The organism is Daejeonella oryzae DSM 19973, assembly GCF_000422945.1.
GTDB classification, from domain to species: domain Bacteria; phylum Bacteroidota; class Bacteroidia; order Sphingobacteriales; family Sphingobacteriaceae; genus Daejeonella; species Daejeonella oryzae.
The window spans coordinates 245,788-261,844 of record NZ_KE383964.1; the positions used below are offsets into that span (position 1 = coordinate 245,788).

19 protein-coding genes are annotated in these 16,057 nt (G+C 36.6%); 10 read left to right on the forward strand and 9 right to left on the reverse strand.

The window, feature by feature from the left end; genetic code table 11:
- The first annotated feature begins 56 nt into the window (after positions 1-56).
- From G521_RS0114205 to G521_RS0114240, 8 genes are all read left to right on the forward strand, one after another.
- Positions 57-467 (forward strand): cytochrome c maturation protein CcmE domain-containing protein, encoded by a 411-nt coding sequence (locus G521_RS0114205; protein WP_026899113.1) that lies wholly within the window; start codon positions 57-59, stop codon positions 465-467.
- Between the two features lie 7 nt (positions 468-474).
- Complete coding sequence (locus tag G521_RS0114210) at positions 475-2,946, forward strand: heme lyase CcmF/NrfE family subunit (RefSeq protein ID WP_026899114.1); 2,472 nt, start codon at positions 475-477, stop codon at positions 2,944-2,946.
- Positions 2,947-3,015: 69 nt separating this feature from the next.
- Complete coding sequence (locus G521_RS0114215) at positions 3,016-3,786, forward strand: Rossmann-like and DUF2520 domain-containing protein (RefSeq protein ID WP_026899115.1); 771 nt, start codon at positions 3,016-3,018, stop codon at positions 3,784-3,786.
- Positions 3,787-3,819: 33 nt separating this feature from the next.
- A complete protein-coding gene (locus G521_RS0114220; protein ID WP_026899116.1) occupies positions 3,820-4,152 on the forward strand; it encodes a 2Fe-2S iron-sulfur cluster-binding protein in 333 nt (110 codons plus the stop codon).
- A 42-nt stretch (positions 4,153-4,194) separates the two neighbouring features.
- Complete coding sequence (gene iscX, locus G521_RS0114225) at positions 4,195-4,440, forward strand: Fe-S cluster assembly protein IscX (RefSeq protein ID WP_026899117.1); 246 nt, start codon at positions 4,195-4,197, stop codon at positions 4,438-4,440.
- Between the two features lie 45 nt (positions 4,441-4,485).
- Complete coding sequence (locus G521_RS0114230; RefSeq protein ID WP_026899118.1) at positions 4,486-5,019, forward strand: KdsC family phosphatase; 534 nt, start codon at positions 4,486-4,488, stop codon at positions 5,017-5,019.
- 18 nt (positions 5,020-5,037) lie between these two features.
- The gene (locus G521_RS0114235) at positions 5,038-5,613 is read left to right on the forward strand and encodes a Maf family protein (RefSeq protein ID WP_026899119.1); all 576 of its coding nucleotides are present in this window, start codon (positions 5,038-5,040) and stop codon (positions 5,611-5,613) included.
- Between the two features lie 21 nt (positions 5,614-5,634).
- Complete coding sequence (locus tag G521_RS0114240; RefSeq protein ID WP_026899120.1) at positions 5,635-6,318, forward strand: hypothetical protein; 684 nt, start codon at positions 5,635-5,637, stop codon at positions 6,316-6,318.
- Here G521_RS0114240 and G521_RS0114245 read toward each other — a convergent pair.
- The 4 genes from G521_RS0114245 to G521_RS0114260 all read right to left on the reverse strand — a co-directional run bounded on the left by G521_RS0114245 (position 6,303) and on the right by G521_RS0114260 (position 10,306).
- Entirely contained in the window at positions 6,303-7,226 is a 924-nt protein-coding gene (locus G521_RS0114245; RefSeq protein WP_026899121.1) for a Ppx/GppA phosphatase family protein, read from the reverse strand. The genes G521_RS0114240 and G521_RS0114245 overlap by 16 nt on opposite strands.
- 15 nt (positions 7,227-7,241) lie before the next feature.
- Positions 7,242-8,558: an ABC transporter permease gene (locus G521_RS0114250; protein ID WP_026899122.1), complete on the reverse strand. Its 1,317-nt coding sequence runs from the start codon at positions 8,556-8,558 to the stop codon at positions 7,242-7,244.
- A 6-nt stretch (positions 8,559-8,564) separates the two neighbouring features.
- On the reverse strand, positions 8,565-9,473 hold the full coding sequence (locus tag G521_RS0114255) for an ABC transporter ATP-binding protein (protein WP_026899123.1): 909 nt from the start codon (positions 9,471-9,473) through the stop codon (positions 8,565-8,567).
- An 80-nt stretch (positions 9,474-9,553) separates the two neighbouring features.
- A complete protein-coding gene (locus tag G521_RS0114260) occupies positions 9,554-10,306 on the reverse strand; it encodes a DUF5995 family protein (RefSeq protein ID WP_026899124.1) in 753 nt (250 codons plus the stop codon).
- A 289-nt stretch (positions 10,307-10,595) separates the two neighbouring features.
- On the opposite strand from G521_RS0114260, the gene G521_RS0114265 reads away from it, so the two are divergent.
- Positions 10,596-11,489 (forward strand): C1 family peptidase, encoded by an 894-nt coding sequence (locus tag G521_RS0114265; protein WP_026899125.1) that lies wholly within the window; start codon positions 10,596-10,598, stop codon positions 11,487-11,489.
- Positions 11,490-11,502: 13 nt separating this feature from the next.
- Positions 11,503-11,814, forward strand: coding sequence for a protease inhibitor I42 family protein (locus G521_RS0114270; protein ID WP_026899126.1), 312 nt, complete (start codon positions 11,503-11,505; stop codon positions 11,812-11,814).
- A gap of 55 nt (positions 11,815-11,869) precedes the next feature.
- Here the strand turns inward: G521_RS0114270 and dnaJ are convergent, their stop codons facing one another.
- The 5 genes from dnaJ to G521_RS0114295 all read right to left on the reverse strand — a co-directional run bounded on the left by dnaJ (position 11,870) and on the right by G521_RS0114295 (position 16,035).
- Entirely contained in the window at positions 11,870-13,039 is a 1,170-nt protein-coding gene (dnaJ, locus tag G521_RS0114275; protein ID WP_026899127.1) for a molecular chaperone DnaJ, read from the reverse strand.
- A gap of 131 nt (positions 13,040-13,170) precedes the next feature.
- The gene (locus G521_RS0114280) at positions 13,171-13,794 is read right to left on the reverse strand and encodes a nucleotide exchange factor GrpE (RefSeq protein WP_245580878.1); all 624 of its coding nucleotides are present in this window, start codon (positions 13,792-13,794) and stop codon (positions 13,171-13,173) included.
- 232 nt (positions 13,795-14,026) lie between these two features.
- A complete protein-coding gene (locus G521_RS0114285) occupies positions 14,027-14,710 on the reverse strand; it encodes a cell division ATP-binding protein FtsE (RefSeq protein ID WP_026899129.1) in 684 nt (227 codons plus the stop codon).
- Positions 14,711-14,712: 2 nt separating this feature from the next.
- Complete coding sequence (locus tag G521_RS0114290; RefSeq protein ID WP_026899130.1) at positions 14,713-14,916, reverse strand: hypothetical protein; 204 nt, start codon at positions 14,914-14,916, stop codon at positions 14,713-14,715.
- A gap of 75 nt (positions 14,917-14,991) precedes the next feature.
- Complete coding sequence (locus G521_RS0114295) at positions 14,992-16,035, reverse strand: acyl-CoA reductase (protein WP_185095053.1); 1,044 nt, start codon at positions 16,033-16,035, stop codon at positions 14,992-14,994.
- Positions 16,036-16,057 lie beyond the last annotated feature (22 nt).

Sequence of the window (16,057 nt, forward strand, 5' to 3'; positions counted from 1 at the left end):
GTGTAGTATTTTGTACTTTTGTAACCGCATAGACTAATCGTTTAAGCAAATTAAATATGAAGAAGAGCTCGATAGTAGGAATTGTAATTATTGCAATTGCTATCTGCGTTATCATAAGCACTTATGCAGATTCCAGTACTTATGGTAACTTTACTGATGCCCGCGATACGCAATCAGAATTGCATGTGGTTGGACAGTTAAATAAAGAGAAAGAATTATTCTATAAGCCTCAGCAAGACGCTAATTATTTTGCTTTTTATATGAAAGATAATAAAGGCGGAGAATGCAAAGTTGTTTTTAATGGAACAAAACCTCAGGATTTTGAACGCTCCGAGCAAATCGTGCTAACCGGTAAAATGGTAGGAAATGAGTTTCACGCTTCTAAAATACTGATGAAGTGCCCCTCAAAATATACAAAAGACCAGATAGAGGTCACGGAAGCCAATGCTGTTACCGTAAAAAGTTAAATTATAAATGGATATACAATTTGTTGGAGAAAACCTTCTTCCTGGTAAGTTAGGTCAGTTCTTCGTTATACTTTCGTTTTGTTCTGCTCTTCTTGCAACAATCAGCTATTACTTTGCAACTGTAAATAAAAATAAAAGCCCTCTTGGAGGTGAGTTTAATTTGCTTGCCGCATCCTGGCAGCGAATTGGGCGTATTGCCTTTCTGCTAAATTTGCTGGCTATAATCGGTATAGGTTCCTGCTTATTTTATATCATTTACAACCACCTGTTTGAGTATCACTATGCATGGGCACATTCATCTAAAACACTTCCGGTTTATTATATAATATCCAGTTTTTGGGAAGGACAGGAAGGAAGTTTTTGGCTTTGGATGTTCTGGCAGGGTGTTTTAGGAAGTGTTATTTTCTGGAAAGGTAAATCGTGGGAAGGTTCTGTGATGACTACAGTTATGTTTTCACAAACATTTCTGGCATCGATGCTTATTGGAATTGAAATTTTCGATATCCGCATCGGAAGTTCTCCATTTATTCTTTTACGCGATGCAATTGAAGGTCCGATATTTTCACGTCCCGATTATTTAAGTCTCATTCAGGATGGAAACGGCTTAAATCCATTGCTTCAAAATTACTGGATGGTAATTCATCCTCCTACTTTATTCCTTGGTTTTGCTTCCATGATTATTCCGTTTGCATACGCAATAGCGGGTCTTTGGGAAAAACGATACAGCGAATGGGTTAAAGTTGCTTTACCCTGGGCTTTGTTCGCTGTAATGATCTTGGGAACAGGAATTATTATGGGTTCATTCTGGGCCTACGAAGCTCTTAACTTTGGTGGCTTCTGGGCATGGGATCCTGTAGAAAATGCATCGATCATTCCGTGGCTTACTTTAATTGCCGCAATACATGTTTTAATCGCTTATAAAAATTCCGGACACTCATATTTTACAGCAACTTTCCTGGTTCTGATCAGTTTTTTCATGGTGCTGTATGCTTCTTTTTTAACCCGAAGCGGAATTTTAGGTGAAACTTCTGTTCATGCTTTTACGGATCTTGGAATGTTCTGGCATTTGGTTATATACATGCTAACCTTCTTATTTCTATCTGTTGGCTTAATTATTTACCGCTGGAAAGAACTTCCGATTACTAAAAAAGATGAGGAAACTTATTCCCGTGAATTCTGGCTTTTTATTGGTGCGTTAATTCTGACTATCGCTTGTGTGCAAATCATCGCTACAACATCAATCCCTGTATTTAATGCAGTTTTCGGGACTAAAGTTGCGCCTCCGGCAGATGTTATAAAGCATTATAATAAATGGCAGGTTCCTTTTGCCATCGTTATAGCCATGATATCTGCTTTTTCGCAGTTTTTAAAATACAAGAATACCGATATCCGAAAGTTCTTTATCAGTATTGCTGTATCATTGATTGCAGCACTAATTGTTACAGCAATTGCGGTATACATAACTAAAGTATACAATAATGCAATGTATATTTTGCTGACCTATGCATCAGTATTTTCTATTATTGCAAACGCTAAAATACTTGGCGAAGCTCTAAAAGGGAAATGGAAACTGGCTGGTTCTTCAGTTGCTCATATTGGTTTTGCCATGCTGCTTATCGGTGCGCTTGTTGCCGCTGCCACAAGTAAAACTGTTTCTATCAATAATACAGGTGGGGGCTTTGGAGATGAATTTGCTAAAAGCAATGATCCTAAAGAAAATATTCTTCTTTACAAGGATGAGCCGATTAAAATGGATCGCTACACTGTAACTTATCGTGGCGATTCTACAGAAGGCGTGAATACATATTATCGGGTAAATTATCAGGTAATAGATGAAAAAACAGGTAAGATAAAAGAGAATTTTGATCTCTATCCAAATGCGCAGCAAAATGCGAAGATGAAACAGATCATTGCCTCACCGGATACAAGACATTATCTGTTTCATGATATTTATACACACGTAAGCAGTGTTCCATTGAAAGAAGAAACACATGCCGATCATGAAGGACACACGGACGAAGAGAATTATGAAAAACCGGTTATTCATGAAGTTAACGTAGGAGATACGGTTCGCTATCGCGATGGATTTATGGTTGTAAAAGCCATTAACCGAAACGCCAGCATTCAAAATATTCCGGTTGCCAGTGGCGATGTAGCTATCGGCATGCAGGTTGAAGTGAACACTGAGGGTAAAAAATATACTGCAGAGCCTGTGTATTTATTAAAAGGGGGCTCTCTGTATGATTTCGGTAAAACTGTTGAAGAAGTTGGTTTGAAAGTAAGATTTACTAATGTATATCCAGACAGAGATAAATTGGAATTACAGGTTTATCAGAAACCCAAAGTTGAAAAAACATGGATCGTGATGAAAGCCATCGAGTTTCCCTACATTAACCTGTTTTGGGGCGGTACTATAATCATGGTTGTTGGATTTTTACTTTCGATATTTAGAAGGAACAAGGAAAATAAAACTACCTGATTTTCTTAGCTGATAATTCTTAGATCCAAAAAGGATAAAGATCGGCTGGATTACTACAATATTATTAAGATGAAAATTGTGCTTTTGGGAAGTGGAAATGTGGCCACACATCTGGGTCGCTCATTTAAAATGGCCGGTCAGGATATAGTGCAGGTTTACAGCCGCGAATTAGAAAATGCTTATCATCTTGCAGATTCATTAGCTGCCGAGGCGGTAGAAAAACTGGAAGACATTACCTCCACTGCTGACTTATATATTATTGCGGTAAAAGATGATGCTATCCGTGAAGTTGCCGCCGGTCTTTCATTAACAGATCAGCTGGTAATTCATACGTCCGGAACTACAGATATGAATATTCTGGATGGAATATCTGACAGAATTGGAGTTTTTTATCCATTGCAAACTTTTTCTAAATCAAAGGCTGTTGATTTCAGACAAATTCCAATAGCTATAGAAGGAAATACGGAAGAAGTAACTTCAACTCTAAAGGGAATAGCAGACCGCTTGTCAGAAAAAGTGATCGAGTTAAATTCATTGGAAAGAAGAACATTGCACATCGCTGCTGTATTTGCCTCAAATTTCAGCAACCACATGTATGCACTTGCCTCCAGGTTGTTGAAAACTCAAAATCTCAGTTTCGATGTGCTAAGACCATTAATTTTAGAAACTGCATTAAAGGTGCAAACCAACGATCCGGCAGATATGCAAACCGGTCCGGCTGTTCGTAAAGACTACAATACACTTGAAAAGCAAAAAGAATTATTGCTTCAGGATGAATCAACTCTTGAATTGTATGAGAAAATAAGTCAGAGTATCATCAATTATGATAAGCAGGGCTAACGACCCCGTTAAATTTGTTAATTTTGCGGCATAATGAGTATTTATAAGATAAAAATCAATTTCGAGGAAGCGGGAAAAGAATCTGTGGAATTGCCTATTAGCCAGAACGAATCTGTTTTAGATGTTTGCCTTGATAATGGTATAGAATTACAGCATAATTGTGGCGGTGTTTGCGGATGCAGTACCTGCCATGTTTATGTGAATCAGGGCATGGATAATCTTCAGGAAATTTCAGATAAGGAAGAAGATTTTATTGACCGGGCAGTTAATCCACGTATCACTTCCAGGCTGGGTTGCCAATGCGTAGTGGTCGATGGAGATATTGAAGTAACCTTACCGGATCAAAACCAATTTTTAGGTCACTAACCATCGTTTTACCAATATATTATAACCTAATTTACTAGCCATATGACTCAAAATAAATTTGAATTGCCTATTTATTGGAAAGATCATGAAGATATTGCCATGGGACTTTATGAGAAGTTTGGTGATGAATTCGGAGAATCAAAAATATATCGTATTCGTTTTACCGAATTAGTAGAATGGGTACTTACTTTGCCACATTTTGCAGGAACTCGTGAAGAATGTAATGAAGGCCATTTAGAGCAGATTCAATCTGCATGGGTTTATGAATGGCGTGATAATCAGAATTAATCAGCAGTAATGAATGTAAATCATTCCACTAAACTTCCTGTTTAAATGGTGCTCGAAAAATTTAAATTCATCAAAGCATTCGTATTTGATGTGGATGGTGTTCTTACCGATGGGATAGTTCATGTAACCGAAAGTGGTGAGCAGTTGCGCCAGTTTAATATTAAAGATGGTTATGCGTTACAACTCGCCATAAAACGGGGTTTCAAAATTGCTGTTATTTCTGGTGGGCATTCACAGGGTGTAAAGATTCGTCTTAATGGTTTAGGCATCGATGAGGTTTTTTTAGGAGCCGATTCAAAAACTGAAATATATTCAGAATTCCTTTCCAAAAATTCGCTGTCAGCTGAACAGGTAATGTATATGGGAGATGATATTCCTGATTTGCCCCCCATGCAAATGGCTGGTATACCGGTTTGTCCTGCAGATGCTGTATCAGAAATTAAAGAAATCTCACTTTACATTTCTCACAGAGACGGTGGTAAAGGCTGTGTAAGAGATGTAATTGAAAAGGTTTTAAAGCTCCAGAATAAATGGATGAATGAAACTCCATCTGCTAAAGATGGCTTACCTTCTTCCTGAAAATTTTAAAATTTCTTTATGATCAAAAACATACCTCCGGTTATTCTGGCTTCAAAATCTCCACGCCGTCAGGAACTTCTAAAATTAATGGGAATTGATTTTCGGGTAGTTTTGAAAGAGGTAGATGAATCTTTTCCAGAAGAACTTTCTCCTGAAGAAATTGCGATATTTATTTCTGAGCAAAAAGCGAAAGCATTTGATGAAACAATCAGCAATGAAATTGTAATTACGGCTGATACATTGGTTTGTATTGACGGGCGGATTTTGGGCAAACCGGAAAATGCTGAGCATGCATTTGAAATATTATCTGCATTATCAGGTAATATGCACCAGGTAATCACCGCTGTAAGTTTGCTGAAAAATCACAAAATTCACAGCTTTTATGAAGTTTCTGAAGTTTATTTCAAAGCACTTACTCCAGAACAGATCAGATATTATATCTCAACAGGTCAGCCAATGGATAAAGCCGGGGCGTACGGTATACAGGAATGGATTGGCTTAATAGGTATTGAAAAAATTGTTGGATCATATACCAATGTAGTTGGGTTGCCCACAGAACGGCTGTTTGCAGAATTGAACATTCTGGCGGACTAATTGAAAATCAGATTTCATTATATGGATGATATAATACAAAAAACAGGAAAGCTGAAAAAAGCAACCTTGCTTTTCCCTTTATTAATTTTTTCCTTCCTTATCATATTATTTATTAATAAGTCAGTATACCTTTCTGTTCTGCAGGAAGACGGAATAGCTGAATGGCTGACTTTTGTTTGTTTACTTATTTCCGGAATTATTTCGCTTTTAATTGCCATCCGGATTAAAAAAAAGTATCACTATTTTCATTGGTTTTTCATCTTATTTTTTGCATTTAATGTATTTGCCGGTCTCGAAGAAATCAGCTATGGACAACGGGTTTTCGGTATGGAAACCACAGGTGTATTTGCTAAATACAGTGATCAGAATGAAATAAATCTGCATAATACTTTGCAGGGAATGTTTAAGATGAAAACAAAACACGTGGCTTTATATGCTTTATTTATTTACGGAGTCATTCTTCCCTGGATGATTAGTAAGGGAAAATTTGCCTGGATAAAGAAAAGTCAAATAATAGTTCCACCGGCCTATCTAAGTATGGGATTTATTTTGGGCACCATCATGATGCTTGATTTTATTACCGGCCGGGAAGAAGAAATCGGAGAATTTATTTATAGTATCTGTTTTGTTTTTTTTATGCTTCATTATAATAATGTAAGCAAATATACCTCTGATTTTACTACTCAAAATCAATTAAGTAAATGAAATAAGGCTCCTTCCTTTAAGGCATAAGCAGAAAGTTTTAATTGGGTAAGTTGTAGTTTATCTAAAATATAAAGCGTTAATACAGTTGAAACAATAATCATGTCTACTCTCACAGGAATTATTGCGGGATTTGAAGCCCGCTGATTATGGGTACTCCTGAGTAATTCTGAAGCCATTTCCTTAAACTGCCCTACATTCATTTCAAATTCCTTTTGATAATGAGGGTTCTCTTCTTTCGCAAATTTTCGGGCAAGTAATTCTGCGAATGTCTCGAAAGCTCCCGATGAGCCTATCAACAATTGAGGAGAATGTAAAGCGCATTCTTTCTGAAGTTCAACCAGAATTTCGTCAAGATGGTTTTGAATGGTCTTAATTTCATCCGGGCTTATAGGATCACTGCGATGATATAAGGCCATCAATTTGGCGGCACCTATCGGATAACTTTTTTTCCAGATTAAGCCGGTAGAATTGCAGATGATAAACTCAACACTTCCGCCTCCTATATCCATAATAAGGCACTTTTCAGATTTTAGATTCAGACCCCATTTAACTCCTGTGTAAATGAGTTCTGCTTCTTCATTTCCGTTAACTATGTTAATCTTTAAACCTGTTTCGGTATAAACTCGGTCGATAAACTTTTGACCGTTAGAGGCGGATCTGACAGCTGCCGTAGCAATTATTTTAATGCTTGAAATCTGATGATCTTCGATAATACCTTTAAATTTTTTGATTGCAGCAATCCCTCTTTCTATTGCCGCATCCGTCAAAATTCCTTTTGTAATTCCGCCTTCTCCTAACTTAACCGGGATTGTTTCCTGATGTAAAAAGTTATAGATGCCGGAACTTCTACCTTCAGCAATTAAAAGATGAAAAGTATTGGTCCCGATATCTATAACTGCTGCTTTCATTGATTAATATTTTAATTACTCTTTATACATAAACCATTTCGCTATTTCTTTATAGCTGGTTTTCTTACCATACATTAAAATTCCTACCCGGTAAATACGTGAAGCAACCCATGTGGTAAATATGAAGCCAGCAACCAGCAACGCCATTGATAAAGCCAATTCCCAAACCGGAACTCCAAAAGGAATTCGGATCATCATTGCTATTGGAGATGTAAATGGAATCATCGAAAGCCAGAAGGAGAGAGGACTATCCGGATTATTGACGATAAAATTCATCCCTATAATAAAAGTAAAAATGAGAGGAAGCGTAATGGGCAGCATGAATTGCTGCGTTTCTGTTTCATTGTCAACAGCCGAACCCACTGCGGCAAATAGTGCACTGTAAATTAAATAACCACCTAAAAAATAAAACAGGAAAGTAGTAAGGATGTAGGGAAAATCTACCGTATCTGCTGCTTTGGAAAAGTTTAAAAATGCATCTGCCCGCCCGTCGCTTTGCTGTAAAGCCTGGTCCGGATTGTTTTTCATCTGTTCAATCTTTTCTTTACTTGAATCCGATTTTAAAATGAGCGTTCCCGCTACTGTTGCCAGTCCGACAGAAAGTATGATCCACAATAAAAACTGTGTTAAACCAACCATTCCAATTCCTAAAATTTTTCCCAGCATGAGCTGAAAAGGTTTAACGGAGGATACAATAACCTCAATAATACGGGTAGTTTTTTCTTCTATAACTCCCCGCATAACCTGCGTTCCATAAATAAATAATGAAATATAGATTAAAAATGCGGCGACAAATCCTACTACAAAAGTAGCACCTACGCTGGCATCTTTCTCGCCTTCAGCAGTTAATTGCTTTGCGCTGATGGATACCTTTGCTTTGGTTTTATTAATAATGGCGGTGTCAATACCAGCTTCTATTAATCTTTTATTCTGAAGAACAGTTGCCATCTGACCTTCAATATCTCCCAGAATGGTTAAACCTGGTTTTTTTTCAGAAATAATTTCTATGCTATTTTTTGCCTCGTAGCTTTTAGGAATGTATAATAAAAAATCAGCATCTGATTTTAAAAGATCCTCCTTTGCCTGATTATAAGAGCCACTTATATATTTAAAATCTAAGTTTTTCTTATTCTGAAGATTGTTGGCAAACACTCCGGATTCATCCAGTACGCGAATGTTTTTTATATCATCGTCACCTTTTATGAAGATAAAAATAACCACCGCATACATAGCTATAAACAGTGTAGGCACCAGGAAAGTCATCAGTAAAAATGATTTCTTTTTAACCCTGCTAAAATATTCTCTCTGTATAATGAGTAAGATTTTATTCATAATTTGCTAATTAAGAGTTGTTACATTTTGAATGAAAATATCATTGATACTTGGTATCACTTCGTTCATCTGAGTAATCTGAACTTTTGGAATAAGATAGGCTAAAACATCATTTGAGTTCCTGCTATCGTTGATCTTTATCGTTATTTGTGTTCCTTCTTCAACCTCTTTTTGTTCAAGAATTTCAAAGATTTCTGTTTCAAGATTAAGGTCGCTGTTATGAGCAGAAAACTCTATCCGGTACGTATTATTGCGGTACGAATTCTTGATATCTTTTACCCGCCCGTCTAGTATTTTATGAGATTTATGAATGAGGGCAATATTGTCACACAGTTTCTCTACAGATTCCATACGGTGGGTAGAGAAAATAATGGTAGCGCCATTTTTATTCAGATCCAATATTTCTTTGGTAATGATTTCGACATTTACCGGATCAAACCCTGAAAATGGCTCATCCAGAATAATTAATTGGGGATCATGAACAATAGTGGCCACAAACTGAACTTTTTGCTGCATCCCTTTACTCAAATCCTCAACCTTCTTTTTCCACCAGGTTTCCATTGACATTTTCTCAAACCAGTATTTTATCTTTTTGGTGGCCTCACTTTTTGACATACCTTTTAATTGGGCGAGGTATAACATTTGTTCGCCGATCTCCATTTTTTTATAAAGTCCGCGTTCTTCGGGCAAATAACCAATTTGAGAGATATGCGAAGAGTTTAATTTTTCACCATTGATGAGAATTTCACCTGAGTCCGGAGCAGTTATTTGATTAATAATCCGGATAAGAGAAGTTTTGCCTGCTCCATTAGGACCTAAAAGCCCAAAAATAGAGCCTTTTTCAATTTCAATACTCACATCATCTAAGGCACGATGATTAGCATATTGCTTTACAATATTTCGTATACTGAGCATAAAGTTTTGAGTTGTTTAAGTAGTTTTTGATTTTAGATTAATTTTATTTTGATAAGTTACAGCATTGGAAATAATATTAGCTATACAATTCTTAAAATTCTGATGATTTCAGATGGCTGTCTCCATTCAAATATTCGTATTATTTTGAGTGTTAAATGGAGCCATTTTCCTGGAAATGAAATGCAATTTCCTAAATAAGAAATTTTCTTATCCCTTTCAGCTATACATTGCACATATGCTTTACCTGTTTTGCCGGCCAGCTCAGTCGCAAATATCCATGCACCTTCCCGTGCTGTTTTAATACTAAATTGAACAAGCATTTCGTCATAATTCTTTTTGTGAAGATTAAGCAGGCGTATAGCAGGTGAAACTTTTCCTAAATTTTCCTCAACTTTACTGATCATGTCATTAAGGATATTATTTATACTGTTGAAATCCTGCCGTATATTTTGAAATGAATCATTTTGCATGGTTTCAACAGTGGCTATGCCTAAATCTAAATTGATGTGTGCATTTATTCCAAGCAGCAGATGCTGAATAACAATGGGCTGAGGTAAAGTAGCAGTTCTAAAAACTATTTCCCAGGAAGCAGTTACTTGCTCAGATTTTTTCCAGGAATAATAAGCTTCAATAAACCTCTGTGCAAAAACGATATCCAGTTTTTCCATTCGTATGCAATCCTGGAAACTTTTTTTTGAAATTTCTTCTTTAACCCGGCAGGTAACTTTCAAATAGAGAATAGCAAAGTAACCAATGCGGCTATTAGATTGAACGCAATTTTCTATGATAGTTTCTAACTCAAAAATTATCTCATCTATGTTAGTGTAGGTCATAAATCATAGATATTAAATTGCACAATAAGGTAACAAAAAATCAACTTGCTAAGAGCCTCATGAGGTGGATATTCTCAATTTATAAAGTTTAATTCAGTTTTATTTCGCCAGTACTTAAAAAATTATTTTGTAAAAATCAGTTTTTCCGGATAGGTCATTTAAAGCCAGTTTCTAGTTTATCCAGAATTTCACATGTATGTACATTATATTGTTTTACAGGCTTTTACACAAATAAATTTCTTATTTATTTGTAAATTAATGATTATAAATTATTGCTTAAACAAAGGCTATGGAATACTCAATGGGATGGATGAAGGATTACCCTGACTTCCGTGATTATGCTATTTCAACAGATCAGGTATCTGAAAAATTAAAAGTAAAAGGGCAAAAAGATTCTATAAAGGATATGTTAAATTCCGTAGGGATTAAGAGTTCACGAAAAAAAGAAACAACGCCCTCAAAAATAGATTTAAGGCAATGGTGTTCTCCAATTGAAAATCAGGGGCCTTTAGGCTCATGTACCGCCCATGCCGGAATTGGAGTTGTAGAATATTATGAAAACAGGGCGTTTGGTAAACATCTGGATGGCTCTCATCTCTTTTTATACAAGACAACACGCAATCTTTTAAACTGGAAAGGTGATACAGGAGCGTATTTGAGATCTACAATGGCGGCTATGGCAATGTTTGGTATTGCATTGGAAAAGTATTGGCCGTATGATATCAAGCGATTCGAAGAAGAGCCGGGCGCATTTTTATATGCCATTGCTCAAAATTATCAGGCTTTATCCTATTACCGGCTTGACCCCATAGGAACAGATCCGCAGACTATATTAAATTCTGTAAAAATACATTTACAGGCTGGTTTACCTTCAATGTTTGGTTTTACCTGTTATTCATCTTTATATACCGGGCAGAATGGACAAATACCTTTCCCAGCTAAAACCGAGAAAGTAGTTGGAGGCCATGCAATTGTGGCTATTGGATATGATGATTCTATAGTTATTAAAAATGGAGATGTTAAAACAACCGGCGCTTTAATGATCAGAAATTCATGGGGTGAGCAATGGGGAATGGAAGGCTATGGTTATTTGCCTTATGAGTATATTTTAAAAGGCCTGGCTGTTGATTTCTGGGTTCTGTTAAAATGTGAATGGGTTGATTCTGGAAAATTTGGATTGTAGATAAAATTATATTATGGCATTTTTAGAAATTGGCGAAAAGGATGATGGAGCAAATCTGGATCTTCAGGCGGGCGACAGAATCAAAATTGAACTTAATGAAAATCCCACCACCGGGTATTTGTGGGAAATAGGGAACATTAACGTTAAAGACCTTAAAATCATTGGAAATGAATTTAAGACACCGGATGGAAATGCCGCCGGAGCCGGAGGTTTACGAAAAATGGTTTTCGAGGTTATAAAAAAATCTAAAGGTGATTTAGTACTCGAAAGCAGACAAAAATGGAGCAGGGAGATTTATAAAACTCTTAAACTTTCATATACCTGAGTATATAGGTCAAAAAAAATCCTGTCATTTTGTAACAGGATTTTTGATTTTAATTTTATTCGAAATATTCCCTCATTTTGTCGAAGAAGCTTTTTTCGTTTTTACCGGGTTGTGGTTTAAAGTTCGGAGAGTTCTGCAACTTTTCAAGCAGATCTCTTTCATCTTTTGATAAAACCTTTGGTGTCCAGATGTTCACGTAAATCAGCTGATCTCCGCGGTGATATGAATTAACTTCGGGCACACCTTTAGCTTTCAGACGTAAGATTTTACCGCCCTGAGTTCCAGGCTCTATTTTAATTTTTGCTTTTCCATCAATAGTGGGAACTTCAACACTAGATCCAATTGCAGCATCAATAAAGCTGATATGCAAATCGTAAATTATATTATTTCCTTCCCGTTTAAGCTTTTCATGAGGTAATTCTTCAATCAGAATGATCAGATCTCCGGGAACGCCACCACGGGGGGCAGCATTACCTTTACCGCTCATAGAAAGCTGCATTCCCTCACTTACCCCCGCAGGAATATTTATCGTGATGGTTTCTTCTCCTCTGGTAAGACCTTCGCCATGGCAAACGGTACATTTTCCGGTTATCTCCGTTCCTTCACCATTACACGTAGGGCAGGTGCTGGTAGTTTGCATTTGCCCCAAAATGGTATTGGTTACACGTCTTACCGCTCCGCTTCCGCCACAGGTATGGCACGTATGAAAAGAAGATTTGTCTTTAGCTCCTGAGCCATCGCAATTATTACAAACTACCTGCTTATTAACTTTAACCTTTTTCTCTGTTCCTTTGGCTATTTCTTCAAGAGTTAATTTAACCTTAATGCGCAGATTGCTTCCGCGGGAAACACGTCGGCCACCACCGCGAGATTGCTGACCACCTCCAAAGAAACTATCAAAAGGACTTCCTCCTCCGCCGCCAAAAATATCTCCAAACTGACTGAAAATATCATCCATGTTCATATTTCCGCCGCCGTATCCACCACCTGCTGCACTTCCTGCATTGGCAGCGTGACCATACTGGTCAAAGCGCTGTTTCTTCTCGGCATTGCTTAAAACTTCGTAAGCTTCTGCAGCCTCTTTAAAGTTTTCTTCGGCCTGTTTATCTCCGGGGTTTTTATCCGGATGGTATTTTATGGCCATTTTGCGATAAGCCTTTTTTATCTCATCAGCATTTGCACTTCTTGAAACACCCAGAACGTCGTAATAATCTCTCTTCGCCATTTTTTTGTTAGATTGATGATCTCTTTTTTGCTGTTTTAAGGCTCTGGATCATCAGATCAATATATATGAATTGTACTCATCAAGGCAGATTTAAACAGTTATTTTATTCTCCTGACCCTGATATTTATTTTTTATGCTCCAATAACCACTTTCGCAAAACGGATAACTTTATCATTTAAAAAGTATCCTTTTTCAAGTTCATCAATAATTTTACCCTTCATGTCATCAGAAGGAGCAGGAATACTCGTAATCCCTTCGTGGATGTCTGCATCAAAAGTTTTTCCTTTTGATTCCATTTCTTTCAATCCTTTTTGAGTAAGGATGTTTTTTAATTTATTCTGAACAAGTGTCATGCCTTCTTTCACTGCTTCAATATCTTTGGCAGTTTCCATCGCTTTTCCTGCTCTTTCAAAATCATCCAATACTGAAAGTAATTCTACAATTACATCTTTACCCGCAGTTTGTAATAATTCCATTCTTTCTTTAACAGTACGACGTTTGTAATTGTCGAATTCTGCATATAGGCGAAGGTATTTATTGTTCCATTCTTCCACTTCCGCCTTTAATTTCTCTTCCTGAGAAGGAGAAATTTCCTTTTCGTCTTCTAGGCCTTCTTCCATATCATTTTTATGATTTTGAAGAGCATCATTTACAAACTGTATTTCTTCCAGAATCTCCTGTTGTTCCTGAATGTCAGGATTTTGAGTTTCTTCGGCACTATTCTTTTTTTTCTTCAACATATCAGAAAATTTCATGAGTTAATGTATTTGTTGCTATATGTAACTCATACAGCAATTTATAAACAGAGATCATCTCTTATAAATCAGTTTCCAAAATCTGGCTTATTCTTTCACTCGATTGACAATTTTTTTGCCAAGTATGAATTTCAGTCAAGCTGTCAGCCAATTTGCATTCAAACAGCTTAATGTGGCTGATAAATTAATAAACTGACAGTATGATCGCTTTTGTTAAAAGGTGCTCCTATAATTAAACAATTTGGGCACCTTCATGTACTAAGCCCCCTTCGCATTTGATAATCCTGGAAGGAAACGTACGGATGATATGATAATCATGTGAGGCCATTAACACAGCCGTACCGGATTGACTGATCTGTTTCAGAAGCATTACAATTTCTTCGGAAGTTTCCGGATCTAAGTTTCCTGTAGGCTCATCGGCAAGTAAAATTTCCGGGTCATTTAATAATGCACGGGCAATAACAATTCGCTGCTGTTCACCTCCTGAAAGTTCATGAGGCATTTTTTTTATTTTGGAACGAAGTCCGACTTTATCAAGAACATCTCTAATTCGTTCGGCAATTAATGTTTTGTCATTCCAGCCGGTAGCCTTCATCACAAAATCAAGATTCTGCTCAATAGTTCTGTCTGTTAACAACTGGAAATCCTGAAAAACAATTCCAAGCTTACGGCGTAAGTAGGGGATGTCTTTTTCATTTAATTTTTTTAGTTCAAATCCTGCTACGTTCCCTTCTCCGTTGGCAATTAATAAGTCGCCGTAAATAATTTTCAATAAGCTACTTTTACCCGATCCGGTTTGCCCGATTAAGAAAACAAATTCGCCTTTATCAATTTGAAGATTAACATTGGTTAAAACCAGGTGTTTTTGCTGATATACATCAACTCCGTCAAGTTTAATTATAGAATTACCACTCATTCTTAAATATCTAATTTTAAAATCTTACCAAATGGTAAATCTTTAATTTGGTTCATTATGTAGTCAGTATGGCTGCCCAGCCCAACTTTATCTAATGCTTTTTCAGGTCTGTCAACTCTGAAATAAGCTAAAAGTGTAAATTTTTCATCCCGAAGCTGAACGTAATCAGGTATTTTGGCTACCCCTTTTACTTTGATGATATACATAAGCCGGTAAAGTTATAGTTTTCTGTATAAGAACAGCATCTTAGGTTTAAATTCTGGAATATGAATTTAGGGAAATCAATTTGGTAAATCTTTCAAAAATTCCAAAGTATTAATGCTGTCTGCATAGTCCCAAAGTTTAGGTTGCTGGCTTTGGCCGAAATTAACCTGGTTAGAACCTAAGTCCAGATTTTCTGAACATACTAAACATTGAATTTGCCCCGCAATAATATTCAGATTGCTTTTAAGATCATTTAGATTGTCATATTCTTCATAATACAAAACTGCAAGGGGCGAAGCTAAACGCGTATCTTCTTTCAATAATAAGAAGCCATTGTCCAGGTGCTTGTCCTGATTAACCAGATAAATCGACTTATTGTAATCATAGTTATTGATGTACTTGTGATGATCTGCAATACCTTTAAACTTTTCAATTGATTCGAAAAAATAATTGAAATTGTAATTTTTTGGTACGTATAATTTTGAAACATTTCTGCAGCCCAACCCAAAGTAATCAAAGATGTCATTTCCAAGTTCTGCCAGTTGATCTGCATTTTCTGTTCCTTGAATAACCGCTGCACTATTTCGATTTTTACGGATAATATGCGGAACATGCTTAAAATAATATTCAAAATATCTTGCGGTATTGTTGCTTCCTGTAGCTATTACAGCATCGAAGTTTTTTAGGCGGTCTATATATTCAACTTGATCTGCAATAGCGGGTTCAATACTAATTAGCTGGTTTAATATATAGGGTATAAGCTTTTGATCCTGAGAAGACAGTTTTATTAATGCCTTTTTACCCGTGGCAAGAACGCAAAGGATATCATGAAAACCTACCAGGGGAATGTTTCCGGCCAGCACCAATCCAACTGACTGAATTCGATTGGCTTTTTCGGGTTCAATATCTATAGAATCACTCAACCATTTTTGAAGATCTTTTTCATTAAGCATTGCTGCGATTGATTCAATGGCCTTCCCTGTGCTTTCAGGTGTAAACCAGGCATTGAAGTGTTTTGCAGAATCTATCAGATTGGTTAATTCTGCATCCGGGTTTCTTAATTTTAAGCCGAGTTGAACCAGCGCATTAATCTTATTTTTGCTTGTCAAAATTGTATTCATCAAACTTTAATCCCTCAAATAA